The sequence below is a fragment of the Arthrobacter sp. AQ5-05 genome (assembly GCF_003287975.1).
GTDB lineage: Bacteria > Actinomycetota > Actinomycetes > Actinomycetales > Micrococcaceae > Paeniglutamicibacter.
In genome coordinates this window covers 208571-228132 of sequence record NZ_QMKQ01000002.1, presented here as the reverse complement: position 1 = coordinate 228132, position 19562 = coordinate 208571, and the positions used below count along the sequence as shown (strand labels likewise).

18 protein-coding genes are annotated in these 19562 nt (G+C 67.4%); 15 read left to right on the top strand and 3 right to left on the bottom strand.

Annotated features, from left to right (window positions below):
* Positions 1–199: 199 nt before the first annotated feature.
* The 5 genes from DQ353_RS03655 (at position 200) to gatB (ending at position 5057) form a co-directional block, all read left to right on the top strand.
* Complete coding sequence (locus tag DQ353_RS03655) at positions 200–724, top strand: GNAT family N-acetyltransferase (RefSeq protein ID WP_113761423.1); 525 nt, start codon at positions 200–202, stop codon at positions 722–724.
* 253 nt (positions 725–977) lie between these two features.
* Positions 978–1562, top strand: coding sequence for a maltokinase N-terminal cap-like domain-containing protein (locus DQ353_RS03650; protein WP_113761422.1), 585 nt, complete (start codon positions 978–980; stop codon positions 1560–1562).
* A 131-nt stretch (positions 1563–1693) separates the two neighbouring features.
* Positions 1694–1990 carry an Asp-tRNA(Asn)/Glu-tRNA(Gln) amidotransferase subunit GatC gene (gene gatC / locus DQ353_RS03645; RefSeq protein WP_071215532.1) on the top strand — a complete coding sequence of 99 codons (297 nt, stop codon included), beginning with the start codon at positions 1694–1696 and terminating at the stop codon, positions 1988–1990.
* A 3-nt stretch (positions 1991–1993) separates the two neighbouring features.
* Complete coding sequence (gatA, locus tag DQ353_RS03640; protein WP_113761421.1) at positions 1994–3541, top strand: Asp-tRNA(Asn)/Glu-tRNA(Gln) amidotransferase subunit GatA; 1548 nt, start codon at positions 1994–1996, stop codon at positions 3539–3541.
* Position 3542: 1 nt separating this feature from the next.
* Complete coding sequence (gene gatB, locus DQ353_RS03635) at positions 3543–5057, top strand: Asp-tRNA(Asn)/Glu-tRNA(Gln) amidotransferase subunit GatB (protein ID WP_502696367.1); 1515 nt, start codon at positions 3543–3545, stop codon at positions 5055–5057.
* 91 nt (positions 5058–5148) lie between these two features.
* Here gatB and DQ353_RS03630 read toward each other — a convergent pair whose 3' ends face one another.
* Both DQ353_RS03630 and DQ353_RS03625 read right to left on the bottom strand, forming a co-directional pair.
* A complete protein-coding gene (locus DQ353_RS03630; protein ID WP_113761420.1) occupies positions 5149–6930 on the bottom strand; it encodes an HNH endonuclease signature motif containing protein in 1782 nt (593 codons plus the stop codon).
* Between the two features lie 119 nt (positions 6931–7049).
* Entirely contained in the window at positions 7050–8108 is a 1059-nt protein-coding gene (locus DQ353_RS03625) for an SH3 domain-containing protein (protein ID WP_181578223.1), read from the bottom strand.
* Positions 8109–8357: 249 nt separating this feature from the next.
* Between DQ353_RS03625 and DQ353_RS03620 the strand changes: the two genes are divergently transcribed.
* From DQ353_RS03620 to DQ353_RS03610, 3 genes are all read left to right on the top strand, one after another.
* Positions 8358–8645 carry an ArsR/SmtB family transcription factor gene (locus tag DQ353_RS03620; RefSeq protein WP_220093961.1) on the top strand — a complete coding sequence of 96 codons (288 nt, stop codon included), beginning with the start codon at positions 8358–8360 and terminating at the stop codon, positions 8643–8645.
* A gap of 62 nt (positions 8646–8707) precedes the next feature.
* Complete coding sequence (locus DQ353_RS03615) at positions 8708–9109, top strand: VOC family protein (RefSeq protein WP_113761417.1); 402 nt, start codon at positions 8708–8710, stop codon at positions 9107–9109.
* Positions 9106–10038, top strand: coding sequence for an aminoglycoside phosphotransferase family protein (locus tag DQ353_RS03610; RefSeq protein ID WP_113761416.1), 933 nt, complete (start codon positions 9106–9108; stop codon positions 10036–10038). The genes DQ353_RS03615 and DQ353_RS03610 overlap by 4 nt, the downstream gene beginning before the upstream one ends.
* Here the strand turns inward: DQ353_RS03610 and DQ353_RS03605 are convergent.
* Positions 10035–10712 (bottom strand): hypothetical protein, encoded by a 678-nt coding sequence (locus DQ353_RS03605; RefSeq protein WP_113761415.1) that lies wholly within the window; start codon positions 10710–10712, stop codon positions 10035–10037. The two genes, DQ353_RS03610 and DQ353_RS03605, sit on opposite strands and share 4 nt — an antisense overlap.
* A 234-nt stretch (positions 10713–10946) precedes the next feature.
* On the opposite strand from DQ353_RS03605, the gene DQ353_RS03600 reads away from it, so the two are divergent.
* The 7 genes from DQ353_RS03600 to DQ353_RS03570 all read left to right on the top strand — a co-directional run bounded on the left by DQ353_RS03600 (position 10947) and on the right by DQ353_RS03570 (position 19446).
* On the top strand, positions 10947–12173 hold the full coding sequence (locus DQ353_RS03600; RefSeq protein WP_181578222.1) for an ROK family transcriptional regulator: 1227 nt from the start codon (positions 10947–10949) through the stop codon (positions 12171–12173).
* A gap of 252 nt (positions 12174–12425) precedes the next feature.
* A complete protein-coding gene (locus tag DQ353_RS03595) occupies positions 12426–14027 on the top strand; it encodes a peptide ABC transporter substrate-binding protein (RefSeq protein WP_113761413.1) in 1602 nt (533 codons plus the stop codon).
* Positions 14028–14142: 115 nt separating this feature from the next.
* Complete coding sequence (locus DQ353_RS03590) at positions 14143–15066, top strand: ABC transporter permease (protein WP_113761412.1); 924 nt, start codon at positions 14143–14145, stop codon at positions 15064–15066.
* A complete protein-coding gene (locus DQ353_RS03585) occupies positions 15063–16046 on the top strand; it encodes an ABC transporter permease (protein ID WP_113761411.1) in 984 nt (327 codons plus the stop codon). Before DQ353_RS03590 ends, DQ353_RS03585 begins: the two co-directional genes overlap by 4 nt.
* 1 nt (position 16047) lies before the next feature.
* The gene (locus DQ353_RS03580; protein WP_113761410.1) at positions 16048–17079 is read left to right on the top strand and encodes an ABC transporter ATP-binding protein; all 1032 of its coding nucleotides are present in this window, start codon (positions 16048–16050) and stop codon (positions 17077–17079) included.
* Positions 17066–18133, top strand: coding sequence for an ABC transporter ATP-binding protein (locus tag DQ353_RS03575; RefSeq protein ID WP_113761409.1), 1068 nt, complete (start codon positions 17066–17068; stop codon positions 18131–18133). The genes DQ353_RS03580 and DQ353_RS03575 overlap by 14 nt, the downstream gene beginning before the upstream one ends.
* A gap of 134 nt (positions 18134–18267) precedes the next feature.
* The gene (locus DQ353_RS03570; RefSeq protein ID WP_113761408.1) at positions 18268–19446 is read left to right on the top strand and encodes a Gfo/Idh/MocA family protein; all 1179 of its coding nucleotides are present in this window, start codon (positions 18268–18270) and stop codon (positions 19444–19446) included.
* The last annotated feature ends 116 nt before the right edge of the window (positions 19447–19562 follow it).

The following is a 19562-nucleotide window of genomic DNA, read 5'->3' as shown; positions in this document are numbered from 1 at the left end:
GGCAAAAGACCAGAGGCCCGGGTTCGTTGCTGCAGGATCAATGCGGTGACGAGTCAACGGGGGCGATGGCGCTGCGCGGTGCCGCGAAGCGGTTGGCCTGGAATGGAGCCGCTTTCGTTGCTGTCTCCGGGGTGAGGTTGGCAACAAGCGGCTGTCGCCGGGTGCCCGGCGACGGCGGGGGCTGGCACACTTGAAGGTAATGACTACCGCAACCCTCGCACCCGCCAGCACCCTGTTGATCCGTCCGGCCACCGAAGCCGACTACCCGCACATTGCGCGGATCACCGTGGACTCCTACCTGCACGCCGGGCACTTCGAAGACCCGGACCACGAGTACCTGCAGTTCGTGCAGCAGGTCGCCAAGCGCCACGACTCCTCGGAGATCCTGGTCGCCGAGCGCGACGGCGTGGTCATCGGCTCGGTCACCCTGGTGCGCCCGGGCAGCGAGTACGCGGACATCGCCCTCGAGGGCGAGCTTGAATTCCGCATGCTGGTGGTGGACCCGGCAGTGCAGCGCTCCGGTGCCGGACGCGCCCTGCTCAATGCGGTCATTGCCCGCGCCCGCGAGCTCGAGGACGTGCACACGGTCTCGCTGACCACCGGTGGCCACTGGGTCGCCGCCCGCGCGCTGTACGAGGCCGACGGCTTCATCCATGTTTCGGCGCGCGACTGGTACGTCCCGAACACCGAGATCGTGTTGGTCGTCTACACCTTCGCGCTTTAGCACTTAGCGCGTTCCGGCTTCCCCGCCGGGCTGCTCCCGCCATCCGAAAGCGCAAGCGGCAGTGCCGGGGCCCAGGCTCCCGAGCCGCGGATCTTCCGCGGCACGGGAGCCTGCCGCATCTGGTGTGTGACGTTGTTCCGCCCACCGACGTGGGCTGATTCGATAGGGTTGGAGCCAGGGCCGGGATGCCGCCGCACGGGCGGACGGCGTTGGGCTGCCGGTTCCTTCCGTCGACGTCGTGCAGGAGAGCAACATGAGCGAGATTTTTGCCACCACCATGAATCCCACCAAGCACCAACTCATTGCGGCGTGGCTGCCGCGCCAGGAGTGGTTTGCCGGCGAGGGCGATCCGGTTCTTCGGACGCTCGGCGGATTCCGGCTCGATGACCCGGCCGGCGCGGTGGGCATGGAATTCATCGTCGTGGCCGACACCGCGCCCGAGGAGCCGGTCACCTACCACGTGCCGCTGGCCTACCGCGGGGCGGAACTGCCAGGGGCCGAAGCATGGCTGCTGGGCACCAGCGACCACGGGGTGCTGGGCACACGCTGGATCTACGACGGCGAGGGCGACCCGGTGTGGCAGGCACAGGTGCGCGCCCTGCTGGCCGGGGACGTGCAGGCGCAACACCAGAACGACTCACACACCCTCGAGCCGCTGGTGGGCGTGGAGCGCGCCGCCGGCCAGGGTGCCGGTGCGGCTGGCGGAACCGAAAAGGTCACCGTGATCCGCCGCCCGGTTGCCGGTGGCGCGGGCTCGTCGGGCGCCGCGGCGTGGGTCGGTTCACCCTGGACCGAAGCCGGTGCGCCGGTGCGTGGCGCGGTCATCGAATTCTCCTAGCCAAAACGCGCCCCGGCCCCGGGATGAGCGGGGCCGGGGAGGGCCCTGCGGGCGGGCCGCGCGAAGCCATTGGCAGGGTCCGGGCGTACTAGACTAGGGGGGAAACCCCATCCGCCCACCTAGGGAGATACATGTCTGCCATCAGCCGTGAGGACGTTGCGCATTTGGCGCAGCTGGCCCACATCGAGATGAGCGATGCCGAGCTGGACAAAATGACCGGCGAACTCGGTGTCATTGTCGAATCAATCGCGTCGGTCTCTGAGGCCGCCTCGGCCGACGTCCCGGCCACCACGCACCCCATTGCCCTGTCGAACGTCTTCCGCGAGGACGTCGTGGGTCCGACGCTCACCGCCGAGGAAGCGCTGATGAACGCACCGGACTCCGTCGACACCCGCTTCAAGGTGCCGGCCATTTTGGATGGAGAGTAATCCATGAACCAGATCATCCAACTTTCCGCCACCGAGCTCGCGGCCAAGCTGCGCGCAGGCGAGATCACCTCCGTGCAGGCCGTGCAGGCACACCTGGACCGCATCGCAGAGGTTGACGGCGGGGAGCGCGGCGTCCACGCCTTCCTGCACGTGAACACCGAAGAAGCACTGGCCGTGGCCGCAGAGGTCGATGCCATCCGCGCCGCCGGCGGAGCCGACGCGCAGGCGCTGCACCCGTTCGCCGGCGTGCCGATCGCCGTCAAGGACCTCATCGTCACCAAGGGCCAGCCCACCACCGCGGCATCGAAGATGCTCGAGGGCTGGATGAGCCCCTACGACGCGACGGTGATCGAAAAGATCCGCGCCGCGAAGCTCCCGATGCTTGGCAAGACCAACCTGGACGAGTTTGCGATGGGTTCCTCCACCGAGCACTCGGCCTACGGCCCGACCCGCAACCCGTGGGACCTGGACCGGATCCCGGGCGGATCCGGAGGCGGTTCCGCCGCCGCCGTGGCCGCCTTCGAGGCGCCGCTGGCACTGGGCACCGACACCGGCGGATCGATCCGCCAGCCCGGTGCCGTCACCGGCACCGTCGGTGTGAAGCCGACCTATGGCGGGGTCTCGCGCTACGGCGCGATCGCCATGGCCTCCTCGCTTGACCAGATCGGTCCGGTCACCCGCACCGTGCTGGACTCCGCCTACCTGCACGAGCTGATCGGCGGGCACGACCCGGCCGACTCCACCTCGCTCAACGAACCGGTTCCGGCCCTGGTGGCCGCCGCCGAACAGGGCGCATCGGGCGACATGACCGGCGTACGCGTCGGCGTCATCAAGGAACTCCAGGGCGAGGGCTACGAGGCCGGTGTCCAGGAACGTTTCAACGAGTCCTTGGAGGCGCTGCGTGCCGCCGGTGCCGAAATCGTCGAGGTTTCCTGCCCGAACTTCAAGTACGCACTGGGTGCCTACTACCTGATCATGCCCTCGGAGGTCTCCTCCAACCTGGCCAAGTTCGACGGCGTGCGCTTCGGCACCCGCGTGCTTCCCACCCAGGGCCCGCTGACCATCGAACGCGTCATGGGTGCAACCCGTGCCGCGGGCTTCGGCGACGAGGTCAAGCGCCGCATCATCCTGGGCACCTACGCGTTGAGCGCAGGCTACTACGATGCCTACTATGGCTCGGCACAGAAGGTCCGCACGCTGATCCAGCGCGACTTCGACGCCGCGTTTGAGCAGGCAGACGTGCTGATCTCCCCGACGAGCCCGACCGTCGCCTTCGAGCTGGGCTCGAAGACCGATGACCCGCTGGCGATGTACCTCAACGACGTGGCGACCATCCCGGCGAACATGGCCGGGATCCCGGGCATCACCGTGCCCGGCGGCCTGTCCGAGGGCCTGCCGGTCGGCATCCAGTTCCTGGCCCCGGCCCGCGAGGATGCCCGCCTGTACCGTGCCGGAGCGGCACTTGAGAAACTGCTGGAAGACAAATGGGGCGGCCGTCTGCTGGATCAGGCCCCCGAACTGTCCGCCGCCACCACCGGAGGGGTTGCCTAACATGGCCATGCACCAAGAAGAACTTGTCGACTTCGACGTCGCCCTGGAAAAGTACGACCCGGTGTTGGGCTTCGAGGTCCACGTCGAGCTGAACACCAAGACCAAGATGTTCTCCTCCGCACCGAACGTGTTCGGCGATACGCCCAACACCAACGTCACCCCGGTGTGCCTGGGCCTGCCCGGCGTGCTGCCGGTGGTCAACAAGACCGCGGTGGAATACGCGATCATGATCGGCCTGGCGCTGAACTGCAAGATCGCCGAGCGGTGCGGGTTCGCCCGGAAGAACTACTTCTACCCGGACACCCCGAAGAACTTCCAGACCTCCCAGTACGACGACCCGATCGCGTACGACGGCTGGATCGACATCGAGCTGTCCGACGGCGAGGTCTTCCGCGTGGAGATCGAGCGCGCGCACATGGAAGAGGACGCCGGAAAACTCACCCACATGGGCGGGTCAACCGGCCGCATCCAGGGTGCCGACTACTCGCTGGTCGACTACAACCGCTCCGGCGTGCCGCTGGTCGAGATCGTCACCAAGACCATCGAAGGTGCCGGCAAGCGCGCCCCCGAGCTGGCCAAGGCCTACGTCGCGGCGATCCGCGAGATCGTCAAGGCGCTGGATGTCTCGGATGCGAAGATGGAGCGCGGCAACGTGCGTTGCGACGCCAACGTCTCGCTGATGCTCAAGGGCGCGGAGAAGTTCGGCACCCGCACCGAGACCAAGAACGTGAACTCGCTGCGCGCCGTCGAGCATGCGGTGCGTTTCGAGATCGAGCGCCACGCGGCGGTGCTGAACTCGGGGGCCGCCATCGTGCAGGAAACCCGCCACTGGCATGAGGACACCCGCACCACGACCTCGGGCCGCCCGAAATCGGATGCGGATGATTACCGCTACTTCCCGGAGCCGGACCTGGTTCCGGTCATCACCACCGTCGAGTGGATCGAGGAGTTGCGCTCCCGCCTGCCCGAGCCGCCGGCCGAGCGCCGCAAGCGCCTGCAGGCCGACTGGGGCTACTCGGATGCCGAGTTCCGCGACGTCGTCAACGCCGGTGTCACCGAAGCGATCGAGGAAACCATTGCCGCGGGCACGACCGCTGCGGTGGCCCGCAAGTGGTGGATGGGCGAGATCGCCCGCCTGGCCAAGAACGCCGACAAGGACGTTGCCGACCTGGGCGTCACCTCGGCCACGATCGTCGAGCTGAACTCGCTGATCGAGTCCAAGAAGATCAACGACAAGATCGCCCGACAGGTGCTCGAGTTCGTGGTTGCCGGCGAGGGAACCCCGTCCGAGGTCGTCGAGAAGCGCTCGCTGGCAGTTGTCAACGACGATTCCGCATTGGGTGCCGCGATCGACGCCGCCATGGAGGCCATGCCCGACGTGGTCGCCAAGGTCAAGGGCGGCAAGCTCCAGGCCATCGGTGCGCTGATGGGCCCGGTCATGAAGGCCACCCGCGGACAGGCCGACGCCGGCCGCGTGCGCGAATTGGTGCTTGAGAAGCTGGGCATCGAGGGCTAGTTTCCCCGTTTTCCGCTTGGACGGCGTCGAGCCCCGGTTTCCCCGTTTTGCGGGGGAACCGGGGCTCGACTTCGTTGGTGGTGCTCTTGGATCAGAACAGCGGCGGGGTGTTGGGCAATGGCCGCCAATAGGTGTTGCGTCGCGGTTGTTGTTCGGGGTCCAAGAACTTGGGCAGGATGACGGAAAAGAGCCCGTCGGTGTCCCGGACCACGGTGATCTGTCCGGTGTGCCTGGCATGGTGATGCCCGGAACAGAAGGGCCGCCCGTCCTGGATGTTGGTGCTTCCGCCCTTGGCCCATTCGTCGTCATGGTCGATCTCGCAGTGCTCCGGTGGCACAGTGCACCCCGGGAAGATGCACCCGCCGTAGACGGCGAGGATTGCCTTGCGCATGTAGTCGGGGTAGTAGCGCTGCGCGGTGCCCAGATCCAGGATCCGGCTTTCCCCGTTCATGGTGATGGGGATCGCCCCGCCGACGCACAAGGCGTGCCTGAGTTCGGCCGGGGTGTATTTCTGTCCGTGCAGCGTGAGACCGGATTGGGCCGCCCGGCCCTCGAGCTCGGCCAGCGTCGTGATGATGAATATTTCCGGTGAGGGAAGCCCCGCGGTCTTGGTCCCGTTGGGTTGTCTGCCGTTGCTCTTGAGCAGGTTCATCAAACCCTGGAGGTGCCGTTGTGGTGGAGTGAGGCCGTCGGAGCCATATTCGGTGTTGTTCATGGCTTCAAGGATGTTGGCTTCGGATGGAATCGGGTCCAGGGTGAGTTTGTTGGCTTCGGCGGGGTCGGTCAGCGGGAAGCCGGTTGCCGGATCGACCAGGAAGTCGGGGAAATCCGGGAGTGAAGGTGCGTTGCCGGATTGTGGGCCGTTTCCATCCTCGGCGGTGGCAGCATCTGAACCGTTGGAACCGTTGGAACCGTTGGAAGTATTGGAGGCATCGGCACCGTTCCAAATGTCGCTTGCCTGCTGAAGCAACGCGCCGCGGTCCCCGGCCTTGGTGCGCGGGTTGTCCATTTGGGCAAAGAGCGCAAGCAATGCCTCGGCGTCGGCCGCCCGGACGCGCAGCAGGAACTCGGCGATCCCGGCGTTGGTACCGCGGTAGAACGCGCCGAGCTTGGCGCGCAGCACTTCCTCGGTTGGTTCCCTGACGCCGTGATCGAGTGCGACCTGGATGGCACTGAACAATTTGTTGGTGGTGCGGGGATCTTCTTCGCGCACGGAGTCGGCCACCTGGCCCTCGAGCCTGGCGGCAAGTTCCTCGGCGTTCGGGTATTGCTTGATCTCCGGCTGCAGCCGCTCAAGTTTTCTGGCGGCATCGGCAAGCTGGGCCGGTGAGGCCTTGCCTCTGGCGAGTGCTTCGGCCAGCAAAGGGAATTGCGGGGGCCGCTCGATGCCGTGGATATCGGTGTGCGGGAAGAAGTGGGTGGCGGCCTGCACACGGTCCCTGGCCTCGATGAAGCCGATGCGGAACGTGTTTTGCAGGAACCCGGTGGTGTCCTTGAAAGTGGGTCGACCATTCGGCGGGGTGGCGGGAGCATCGGGCATATCGATGGTTCCGCCGATATAAGCGTCCGGGTCCGCAAGGCACCGGTTGATCCCGACCAGGGTGTCCCCGGGCAGCTCGTGAACCAGGGTGCGCTGGGCCAGATCGGTGGCCGAGAGCTGGGCGAAACCGGTGCTGCGGTGGGCTCGTTCGACAACCTGGACGAAGTAGGCCGCGTCCGCAGGCGAGGTGGTGTGCTTGGCAATGCGCGGCCCGAGTTCCTCGAGCGCCAGCGCGAGGGCGGTGTAGGCGCGCAGCTCATCGTCCGGGGTCGCTGGGTACCTCGGATCCTCACGGGCTCTCGTGAGCAGGGCGATGGCTGCTTCGGTGGTCATGGTTCAAGGATGCGCCCCCGGGCCCGGTTTCGGTCGGCGGTGCGCGGGGTTGTGGATAACCGGCGTGGCGGTCGGGCAACCCCCCTGACAGGTCGACATCACCTGGGAATGTCGGGTACTCAGCAGGGCAACGAGGACGGCAGGTTGACCGGTGTCCTGGCCACGGCGCCCTTGCCGTCCTTGCCGTGATAGGCACGGCAGAGGCCGATGCCGCGGTCCGAGAGGCGGTTGCGGATCTGTCGGACGGAATCCGGGGTGAATCCCTGCCACTGCATGTGCATCAGCACGGTGTCGCCGCGCTTTGCCGCACCGGCCCGAGCGACGGTGGTCTGCTTCGAGCGCACCATCCAGTCGAGGGTGTCGCGGGTCCAGGTCCAAATCCTCATGTCCGCCCGTGCATAGGCGCAGCGCACATTTGAATTGATGGCTCCGTAGGGAGGGCGACCGTAGTTGGTGCGGACGCCGGTGCCGCGCAACTCGCGTGCTCCCTGCGTGCAGGAGAGCTTGCGCAGGTCCACGTGGTTGACCGAATGGTTGATGACCCACTGCCCCTTGGCGCGGGCCAGGGATGCCAGGTCCACCCCGTAGCGGCGCTTGAAGGAGACGAGGCAATCGCCGGTCGGTGCGATCACCAGGCCGATGTTGGATTTGCCGGCGTAATTGATCACGGCCTTGAACGAGGACAGGTTGCGAGGGCAATCGTCATAGGTCAGGACAACACGCGGAGTCTTGTTGGGCCCGCGGTTTTGGTGGGCGTGCGGAATGGACGGAAGCTTCGATTTGGCGGACTTGACGGGTTTCTTGGCGGCAAGATACTGGCCGCTTGCCCAGCCGGTGCGCGACTTGTAGGTGACCTTGTACCAGCCGTTGGCGGCGCGGGCATGGACCTTGACGCTTGTGCCCTTGGGTATGGTGAGGATGATCCGCTTCCGTGTGCTGTTCCCAGTGCGAAGATTCAGGTTGGCCTGGGTGGTCAGCCGCGAGGGCAGCTTGGCCGTCGCCACCGCCAAGGGCGCGGACGCAGTGGGCAGCATGGCCGCGGGTTGCGCAACCGTGATTGTGGCCGCTGGATACACCGTGGGCGGAGCCGCGGCAGCTCCGGTGGCCATGATGGCGATGGCAAACACTCCGGAGGCCGGCCCGAGGATAGTCCTGAGCAATCCCGTCAACTGAACCATGATGCTTCCCCCCAAGGCAGGACCAGCCCCAAGCCGGTCCCTTGTCGACTCATTCTTGTCCCCCGATGCCAAGAAAACAATGCGTGGAGCGACGATCGTGTTGCTCCTGCGGCTTGGCCCGTACCCGTGCAGAATTGCGTTGGCCCGTGGCGCCATGAATCCGGAGCCAACACCGGTCGCGCCTGGGCATGGCTGCGGGCGGGAACCATGCCCTTGACAGGCAAGCAGTCACTTGCCTTAATGGTGGGTGTGGAAGAGCTGTTGAAGGCGTTGGCGGACCCGACCCGGGCGGTGATCCTGGACGAGCTGGTGGAACACACCGGCCAGACACTCTTTGAGATCTGCAACCGGTTGTCGTCGCGGCATGGCATCAACCCGAGCCGGCAAGCGATCTCGCAGCACCTTCAGGTGCTCGAGGCGGCCGGGCTGGTGCGCAGCGAGCGCTCGGGCCGCTACAAGTTCCACTACGTGGATACCTCGCCCCTGGCCGGGATCTTCGAGAGGTGGCCGCCGGGCCCCACTCGCCCCGAACCATGACATGAACACCGCCACCCTCGCACCCCGCGGGTGGAACCAACACCGATCGAGAAGGAAAAGCCATGAAGATCAATCTTGCAAGCATCTTTGTCAACGACCAAGCCAAGGGCCTGGAGTTCTACACGACCAAGCTCGGGTTCGAGAAGAAGAACGATGTCCCGATGGGGGAGTTCTCCTGGCTGACCGTGGTCTCCCCGGAAGCGCGTGACGGGGTCGAGCTGGTGCTGGAACCTGCCAACCACCCGGCCGTCGGCCCGTTCCGTGAAGCATTGGTGGCCGACGGGATCCCGTTCACCTCGTTCGCCGTGGAGGACGTGCAGGCCGAATACGAACGACTGGTGGGCCTGGGCGTGGTCTTTACCCAGCCGCCGACCGTGATGGGACCGGTGACCACCGCGGTGCTGGATGACACCTGCGGGAACCTGATCCAGATCGCGGCGATGAACGAGACCTCGGGGGCATGACCCACGCCGGGTCCACGCCCCGGCCCCAGCGGGACGTGGTGATCGACGAGCAACTGGTATGCGACCTGCTCGGTGCCCAGCACCCGGATCTGGCGGGGCTGGAACTTCGGTTCGCCGACGACGGCTGGGACAACGTGATCTACCGGCTGGGGGACGAATTGGCGGTGCGCCTGCCGCGGCGGGACGTTGCCCATGCGTTGCTGCTCAACGAGGTGCGCTGGCTCCCGTTCCTGGCGCCGCGGCTGCCGCTACCCGTTCCGGTGCCGCGGCACCGCGGCAGGCCGGGGGAGGGCTACCCGTACCACTGGGCGGTGGTGCCGTGGTTTGCCGGTTCCAGCGCGGCGTCGGTGGGCGCGGCGGTGCGCGACGGGTACGCGGGGAAATTGGCTGCGTTCTTCCGGGCGTTGCATGTCCCGGCCCCGGCCGATGCCCCGCGCAACCCGGTGCGCGGGGTGCCGCTGCGGGATCGGGACCAGACGCTGCGCGAGCGGTTGGAAGCCGTGGAGGAGCCGGAGCGCGCGGCACTGCTGGCCATCTGGGAGCAGGGGCTCGCCGAGGTCCGGCATGTCGGGCCGCGGCTGTGGCTGCACGGGGACCCGCGCCCGCACAACATGCTCGTGCGTGATGCCGACGGCGGCGATGCCGAGGGCACCGGGAAGACCCGGCTGGGCGCGGTGATCGACTTCGGCGACATGACCGCGGGGGACCCGGCCAGCGACCTGGCCGTGGCGTGGTTGCACTTCAGTGCCTCGGGGCGCGCGGAGTTCCGGCGGCAGTTGGCGGGCCATGGGCTCTATTCGCCGGGCAGCTGGGTGCGGGCCCGGGCCTGGGCGGTGAACTACGCGGTGCCCATGGCCGGGCTGCCGGTGGGCGATCCCTTGCATGGCGTGGGGGTCCATGGCATCGGGCAGCTGCTGGCCGAGGCCTAAAGCGGGCCGAAGGACATGGTTCCGATCGGATCGACCCAGGACCGCGACAGCTCCTCGACCTCGGCGCGCACGCGGGGATTCCCCGCAATGAGCCGGCGCAGGTCCCGCCGGGAGTGCCCGGAAAAGTATCCGGGCAGGAAAAAGACGCTGACAATGCCGGCGAGCAGGGCCAGCTGGTACCCGGCGTAGGCCAGTGCCCCGCGGCCCGTGCCGTCGAACTGGGACACCAGCACCACATGCGCGATGGCGCACAGCGGAACGCCGAGCACCACCACCATGATCCATCCGCCGGCGACGCTGCGGCTGGCATACATGGTGGAGACGTGGCCGGGCTTTGGCGTGGATGAGTTGACCCGGCGCCAGAGACACAGTCCCAGCACGGTCAGGACCACGGAGGCAAGGAACAGCCAGGGCAACGCGCCCGGCAGCGCATCCGAAGTCACCAGGTTGGTGAGGGCGGCGCAGGCCAGGGCGATGCCCAGCCCCACCGGAACACTGGCTGCGCCGCGCCGGGCGCCGAGGTTTTGCGCCATGGTGCGCAGGGCCGAGCCCGCCTCGAGAGGGACCTCGGCCGAGGTCCGGGGATCGAGCCAGTAGGCCAGCTCGTGCCGTGGCGGCTGGCGGTATTCCGGTGGCGGGAGCCAGCCCGGGGTCTGCGGCGTCGGATCGCCCATGCTTGCCTCTTCCTCGCCGGGCCGGTGTGCCTGGCGGTAGACGACATTGTTTCATGAAGCCTGCGAATTTCGGTTTCGGAGGATGTGCTGGGTAAGGTCGGAAAACCGTTCCCGGTGTGATGCGCTTGACGTGTTCCGTGTCGCAACCGCCCTGGGGGGAGCCGCATGCCGCGGCCGGCGGGCGCAGGGCCGCGACCGGCCCGGAACACCGAACCAAGAGAAAGTGTGCCTGGGATGCAGATACGCGAAGGGGATCCGGGGACGGGGCCACGCAACGGACGCGGGCATCGCGGAGACGACCTGCGCCGGCTGAACACCGCGGCCGTCATGAAGCACGTCTTCGGCCACCCGGGGCTGTCCCGGTCCGAGATCGCGGCCCAGCTTGGCCTGAGTGCCGCGTCGGTCACCAACATCACCTCCACCCTGTTGGACGCGGGGTTGCTGCGGGCGATGCCCTCGCCCACGGGTGCGCAGGGGCGCCCGCGCGTGCCCCTGGAAATCGGAACGTCCGCGCTGGTGCTCGGGATCCACCTGGGGCCGCGCACCGCGGGCGTGGTGCTGATGGGACTCGACGGCGTGGGGCAGGCCTCCGTGCTGGTGCCGCACGCCGGCCTGGGCCCTGCCGAAACCATCGACCTGGTGGTTGCCGCGGCCCACAGGCTGGTGGCCGGCCATGCCCGGGGCAGGCCGCTGCTGGGCACCGGCATCGCCACCGGCGGCATCGTGGACCGGCATGCGGCGGAGATCATCGACAACCCGGGGGCGGGCTGGCACAACGTGCGCGTGATGGAGCTGCTGCGCGGGCGGCTGCCCTCCCCGGTCATCGTCGACAACAACGCGCGGGCAGCTGCCCAGTCCGAATTGCTCTACGGCCACGGGCAACGGACCAACGACTTCGTCTTGATGGTCATCACCGCGGACATCGGGTCGGTGATGGTCGACGACGGCCGGATCCGTGCGGGATTCAGCCAGACGGCGGGACAGATCGCCCACCTGCGCGTCAGCGACCGGCCGGTGCCGTGCTCCTGCGGCAAGACCGGCTGCCTGGCGGTGATGGCCTCCGACGACGCGGTGGCCGTCGAGGCCAGGGGGCGCGGGCTGGCAGACGTGCAGAACATCGACCACGTGCTGGAACTGGCCGGGGCCCAGGACCCGGTGGCCATCGAGGTGCTGGAACAGCGCAACCGCTACGTCGGCCGGGCGGCGAGCCAGCTCATCGACATCCACGACCCCGAGCTGCTGGTCGTGGCCGGCACCCCGGCCGAAACCCCGGCGGTCTTCGCCGCCCTGGTGGCGGAGGTGGCCCGGAGGGCCCATGCGGGTTCCGGAGCCGCGGGCCGCGTCGTGCTGTCCTCGGACCATGTATTTTCACTCTCGCTCTTTGCCGCCTCCACGATGGTCGATGCGGTACTCGACGATCCGCTGGGCCACGCGCTTCCCGAGGGCCTGGTGAACCCCTAGACAACGCCGCTTTCCCGATGCCGCCGGCGGGGATTGGGCAAGCCGTGCCGCAGCCGCCCGAACCGTGTGCCGGCGCGCAAATGCCCAAGGCCATCGAGTGGGTGTTTTTTGGATTTATTGACACATGGTGCTGTATCTGGTTTATTTTAGAGCGTGAAATAAGTTGGTGAGGTCGATCACAGCATGTGGTTACCTGGCTAACACCGCCATGCAGGGCGGAGTAACACGGGTCATTCGTACACGAGGAGCATCATGTCGAAGAAGAAGTTGATAGCCGTTGCAGCGGCATCCGCAGCGTTCATGCTGGTAGCCAGCGGTTGTTCGGTGGGAGCAGACGCCGGGACACCGGGCGCGGGGACGGACGGCGCCAAGCGCCTGTCGTTCCAGCTCGCCGAACCAACATCGCTGGTTCCGCACGAGAACCCGGGAAGCCAGGTCGGCATGGCCACCTGCGCGAACCTCATGGAGGTCAACGTCGAGACGCAGGAGCTGGAGCCGCTGGCCGCCAAGTCCGTCACGAGCCAGGACGCCACCACCTGGAAGATCGCGCTGCAGGAGGGCTGGACCTTCCAGGACGGCACCCCGGTCACCGCCGACTCGTTCGCCAAGGCCTGGTCCAAGACCGCCACCGGCTCCAACGCCTGGCAGGGCAACGGCAGCTTCGTCTCCTTCGTTGGCTACAAGGAACTGAACCCGACCGACGGTTCCAAGCCGAAGACCGATTCGCTCTCCGGGGTAAAGGTCATCGACGCGAACAACCTCGAGGTCACCCTCAACGCGCCCAACGCGGACTTCCCGAAGGTGCTCTCCACCTCGCCGCTGTGCCCGCTGCCGGAGGTCGCCTTCACCGATGCGAAGGCCTATGAGGAGAACCCGGTCTCCAACGGCCCGTACAAGTTCGTCTCCTGGAACCACAACCAGGAAGTCGTGCTGGACAAGTGGGACGGCTTCAAGGGCGCAGCCGGCTTCTCCGGCGGTGCCGACAAGCTCGTGGGCCAGATCTACACCGCCGTCGACGCGGCCTACACGGACATGACCGCCAACAACCTGGACATGATCCGCAATGTGCCGGCGACCATGGTCTCCAAGGCCAAGAGCCAGCTCGGCGAGGAATCCCTCTACGAGGTCAAGACCGGTTCCAAGCAGTACACGCTGCAGATCCCCGAATACGTCAAGGGCCTGGAAGACCCGGACCTGCGCCGCGCCATCTCCATGTCGATCGACCGCGAGGCCATCGCCGCCTCGCTGCTCCAGGGCTACGCCACCTCCTCCGATTCCCTGGTGCCGCCGTCGCTGGATTCCTACAAGGAAGGCTCCTGCGACTCCTGCACCCTTGACGTCGCCGGAGCCAAGGACCTGCTGAAAAAGGCCGGCGGCTTCGACGGCACCCTGGTCATCGAGCACACCTCGACCTCGGACGTGCAGCTGGTCCAGGCCATCGCCAAGCAGATCCAGGACAATCTGGGCATCAAGGTCCAGCTCAAGCCGATGCTGGGCACCGAGCTCGAGGCCCGGCGCAACAACCAGGAGCTTGAAGGCGCGGTCTTCGGCCTCTGGGGCTGGTCGTACAAGAGCTCGGACCAGTACCTGAGCCAGTACGAGACCGGCGGCGACGGCAACGTGACCACCGGTTACTCGAACACGGCCGTCGACGCGCTGCTGCGCTCGGCCCGCGGCGAACAGGACGAAGCCAAGTCGGCCGCGCGCTACGCGCAGGCAGAGGCCCTGGTCATCAAGGACATGCCGGCGATCCCGCTGTTCATCCCGACCGACTTCGGCCTGCACACCAAGTGTGCCGTGATGAACGACGCCCAGGGCGATCTGCAGTTCTACCGCGCCGGATACGGCTGCTAAACAAGCACAACACGTGCAAGGTGGTGCGGGAGCGCCGGCCGCCAAACGCCGGCGCCCTCCCGTACCCCCTTGCGGAGGCGGACCCCTCGAAGGGGCCGCGAAAGGAAGCAGTTGCATGCTTGGCTACACAGTACGCAGAATCCTGCAGATGGTCCCGGTGGTCCTCGGGGCCACCTTCATCATCTACGCCCTCACGTTCCTGATGCCCGGGGACCCGGTGGCGGCCCTGACCGGATCCCGCCCGCTGCCCGAGTCCACGGTCCAGCAGATCCGGTTGGCCTACCGCCTCGATGACCCGTTCCTGGTCCAGTACGGCAACTACATGCTCGGGCTGCTGCAGGGGAACTTCGGCATCGACTTCTTCGGCCGCCCGGTCCTCGGGCTGATCCTCGAGCGCCTGCCGGTCACCTTTGCCCTGGCGATGACCGCCTGGGTGCTGAAGCTGGCCATCGGCCTGGCCATCGGGGTCTACGGCGGCCTGCGCAACGGGCAGGCCGGGGACCACTTCGCGTTGGTGTTCACCGTGATCTTCCTGGGCATTCCCGGGTTCGTCATCGCCCTGGGCGCACAGACCGTCTTCGGGGTGCAGCTGGGCTGGGTCGATCCTGCCGGCATCCGCGCCGGCTGGCCGCTGGCCTTCATCCTCCCGGCCCTGGTCATGGCGATCGAGGCCTCCGCGGGCCTGGCGCGGCTGACCCGCACCTCCCTGGTGGACGTGCTGCGCGCCGAGTACCTGCGCACCGCCCGGGCCAAGGGGCTGTCCCCGCGCCGGGTCATCTGGGGCCATGCCCTGCGCAACGCCATGATCCCGGTGGTCACCTACCTGGGCCTGTCCCTGGCGGGCATGCTGGGAGGGGCGGTGATCATCGAGGCGATCTTCAACATGCCCGGCATCGGCGGATTGATGGTCACGGCCATCAACAACAAGGAGGGCACCGTCGTGGTGGGTATCGCCACGATGCTCGTGCTGGTGTACCTCGTCTTCAACCTGCTCGTGGACCTGCTCTACGGCATCATCGATCCAAGGGTGCGGATATGAGCCAGAACACCGAAGCCAACCCGGGCACCGTGCCCGCAACGGATCCGTTGGCCCCGACCAACCCGATTACCGTCCCGTCGGGCATCAGGCCCCCGGCCGGCCCGCCGGCACCCGCCGCGGCCTTCCGGCGCAAGCTAGCCCCGAAGGTCAACCGGGGGCCGGTGTGGCTCAAGCCCCGTTTCCTGGTATCGGGCACGATCGTGGCGATCATGCTGCTGATGGCCGCGTTCCCGCAGCTCTTTGCCGGGTTCGGCTCGGACCCGACCGCCAATTGCGACATCATGAACACCAACCAGGCGCCCAGCGCCGAGCACATCTTCGGTGTCGACATCCAGGGCTGCGACTACTACACCAACGTGATCTACGGGGCGCGGGCCTCGATCCTGGTCGGCATCGTGGTCACCGCGATCTCCTTCGTGATCTCCGCACTGCTGGGATCGCTGGCCGGCTACTTCGGCGGCTGGGTCGACACCCTGATCTCCCGCGCCTGCGACATGGCCTTCGGCCTGCCGTTCATCCTGGCCGCGATCGTGGTGCTGCAGCTGTTCTCCGAGCGCACCGTGTGGACCGTCATCTTCGCCCTGGCGCTGTTCTCCTGGCCCGGCGGGGTGCGGTTCATGCGCTCCTCGGTGATGGAGGTCCGCAACCGCGAATACGTCCAGGCCTCCAGGCTGCTGGGCGCCGGCAACGGGCGGATCATCGCCAAACACATCATCCCCAACTCGCTGACCCCGCTGCTGGTGCTCCAGACCCTGGGCATCGGAGGGGTGATCTCCGCCGAGGCCGGACTGACCTTCATCGGCATCGGGCTGACCCCGCCGTCGGTGTCCTGGGGACTCCAGCTGGCCGCGGCGCGCGAATACATCTCCGCGGCCCCGCACCTGCTCATCTTCCCCGCGATCTTCCTGACCATCACCGTGCTGGGCTTTGTGCTCTTTGGCGAGGCCATGCGCGATGAATTCGACCCGAAAGGAAAATAGCATGGGCAGCCACCAATATGCGAACCCCGCAGCCGATGCCGCCGACGACGTGCTGCTGCGCGTGAAAGACCTCGAGGTCGAGTTCAACACCTCCAAGGGCGTCGCCACGGCGGTCAACGGCATGAACTTCGAGGTCAAGCGCGGGCAGGCGCTGGGCATCCTGGGCGAATCCGGATCCGGCAAGTCCGTGACCGCCCGTGCCATCATGGGCATCCTGGACATGCCCCCGGCGCACATCCCGCGCGGGGAAATCCTCCTGGAGGGCGAGGACCTGCTCACCGTGGCCCCCAGGCGCCACCGCCAACTGGTCGGCTCGCGGGTCTCGATGGTCTTCCAGGACGCGCTGACCGCGCTGAACCCGGTGCACCCGGTGGGCCGGCAGATCGGCGAGCTCTACCGCGTGCACCGCGGCTACTCGCGCAGGGACGCCAAGGCCGCGGCCATCAAGATGATGGAGAAGGTGAAGATCCCCGCGGCCGCGAAGCGGGTGAACGACTACCCGCACCGGTTTTCCGGCGGCATGCGCCAGCGCATCGTCATCGCCATGGCACTGGCCCTGGATCCGGTGCTGCTGATCGCCGACGAGCCGACCACCGCGCTGGACGTGACGGTGCAGGCGCAGATCCTCGAGCTGCTCAAGGAACAGCAGGAGGAACGCAACATGGGCCTGATCCTGATCACCCACGACATCTCCGTGGTCCGGGAGGTCACCGACCAGGTCGCGGTCATGTACGCCGGCCGCGTCGTGGAGCACGGGCCCACCGCCGAGGTCCTTTCCCGTCCCGGGCACCCGTATTCGCGCGGACTGGCCGCCTCGATCGCCGGGGAAGAGCTCAAGGGCCAACGCCTGCCGGCGATCCCCGGCACGCCGCCGGATTTGCTGCACCTGCCGGCCGGCTGCTCGTTCGCCAACCGCTGCGCCTTCGCCACCGAGGCGTGCGCGGCCTCCATCCCCGCACTGGAACTGATCGACGAGGCACGGCACAGCGCCTGCTTCCACACCCGGGAGGTCCTGGCCCATGCCAACGCCTAGCACCAGCACGCAGGCCCTGCCGGGCTTCGCGAACCATCCTGCCGGCACGCCGCTGATGGAAATGCGCGACGTGAAGCAGCACTACGCCGTGCACCGCCACCTGCCCCTCGGCCCGCGCAAGTTCGTCAAGGCCCTGGACGGAGTCGACCTGTCCGTGCACGCCGGGGAGACCATGGGCGTGATCGGCGAGTCCGGCTGCGGCAAATCCACCCTGGCCCGCGTGATGGCCGGACTGGAAAAGCCCACGCAGGGCCGGGTGTTTTTCCGCGGCCAAGACATCAACACGCTGCGCGGGGACGAGAAGAAGGAGATGCGCCGGAACATCCAGCTGATCTTCCAGGACCCGTACTCCTCGCTGAATCCGCGGATGACGGTGGAGCAACTGGTCTCCGAACCCTACGAGATCCACCCCGAGGTGGCCCCGAGGGCCGGACGCAAGGCCAAGATCAAGGAACTGCTGGAACTGGTCGGGCTGAACCCCAACCACGCCGACCGCTACCCGCACAACTTCTCCGGCGGGCAGCAGCAGCGCATCGGCATCGCCCGTGGCATCGCGCTGAACCCGCAGCTGCTCATCTGCGACGAACCGGTCTCCGCGCTGGATGTCTCGGTGCGGGCCCAGGTGGTGAACCTGCTCGATGACCTGCAACGGGAACTGGGCCTGTCCTATCTGTTCATCGCCCACGACCTGCAGATCGTGCGGCACATCTCCGACCGCGTCGCGACCATGTACTTGGGCCGCGTCGTGGAGCTGGGCACCTACGCGGATGTCTATGACAGGACCGCGCAGCCGTACACGCGGGCGTTGATGTCTGCGGCCCCGGAACTGCGCAGGAACGACGGGAACGACCGGGAGAAGATCATCCTGCAGGGCGACCCGCCCTCGCCGATCGACCCGCCGGCCGGCTGCCGGTTCCACACCCGCTGCCCCATGGCGCAGGCGATCTGCGCGACCAAGGAACCGGAGCTCATCGCGGTCGGGGACACCCACGAGGCGCGCTGCCACTTCGCCAAGGACCTCGCGGCCGAATTCGTCCAGGGCGCGGGAGCCTGAACAAGCACCTGCCCAGCCACCGGATCAAGCACACCGATCAACCAGGGTGATCGACCCGCCCCGGGTTCCCGGGGACCCCGGCACCGCCGACGGCGGCCGCCACCAACAAACCTGCACAATGAAGGAGTCATTTCGTGGATCTCAAGGTAGGTGTAGTCGGCTTCGGCCTGCGCGCCGGACTCTACAAGCACGCACACCGCCCCGGCGAGGGGTCGGTCGTCACCATGGTGTGCGACACCTCCGAGCGTGGCCGCGCCGATGCCGCGGCCAAGCTGCCCGGCGCCACCATCACCGCGGACCTGGACGAGCTGCTGGCCGCCGGCCTGGACGCCGTGCTGGTGCTGACCCCGGACAACCAGCACGCGCTGGTTGCCAAGCGCACCCTGGAGGCGGGTATCCCGACGTTCTGCGAGAAGCCGCTGGATGTCACCCTGGATGCCGTTGACGACCTGCTGGACACGGCCTTCCGCACCGGAACCCGGCTCTACGTGGGGCACAACATGCGCCACATGCCGGTGGTCCGCCAGATGCGCGAGATCATCGAATCCGGTGCCATCGGTACGGTCAAGGCCGTGTGGTGCCGCCACTTCGTGGGCAACGGCGGGGACTACTACTTCAAGGACTGGCACGCGGAGCGCAAGAACACCACGTCCCTGCTGCTGCAAAAGGGCGCGCACGACATTGACGTGATCCACTGGCTCGCCGGTGGCTACACCGAGACCGTCTCCGCGGTCGGGGACCTGGCCGTGTACGGGGACATCGAATCGCGCCGAGACAACAAGGACCGCCGCATGGGGGACTGGTTCTCGCTGGAGAACTGGCCGCCGGCCGAGCAGACGGACCTGAACCCGGTCATCGACGTGGAAGACATTTCCATGATGCAGATGAAGCTGGACAACGGCGTGCTGGCTTCATACCAGCAGTGCCACTTCACCCCCGACTACTGGAGGAACTACACGGTCATCGGAACCGCCGGCCGGCTGGAGAACTTCGGCGACGACGCGGGCAACACCATCAAGGTGTGGAACACCCGCAGCCAGGCCGGCTACGTGGATGCCGACCTCGAGGTGGAGATCGAGGCCGCGGACGGCGGACACGGGGGTGCGGACCCGCGCCTGATCGCCGAGTTCCTGCGCTTCGCCTCCGAGGGCGGCCCGACGCAGACCTCGCCGGTCGCCGCACGCGCGGCGGTTGCCGCGGGCGTGCTGGCCACCGAGTCCCTGCGCACCGACGGGTCGGCCAAGACGGTTCCGCCGCTCAGCGGGGAACTGCTGGCCTACTTCGCGGCCAACCAGGAGCGCGTGAACGCCTGAGACGGCCCGGGCCGCGGCACCGCCGCCGACGCACCAACCACAAGGGGGGCGCCCCTCCACCAGGATCCGGGGGAGGGGCGCTGCCCTTCGGCGTTTGCGGCCCGGCGCCGGGGCTC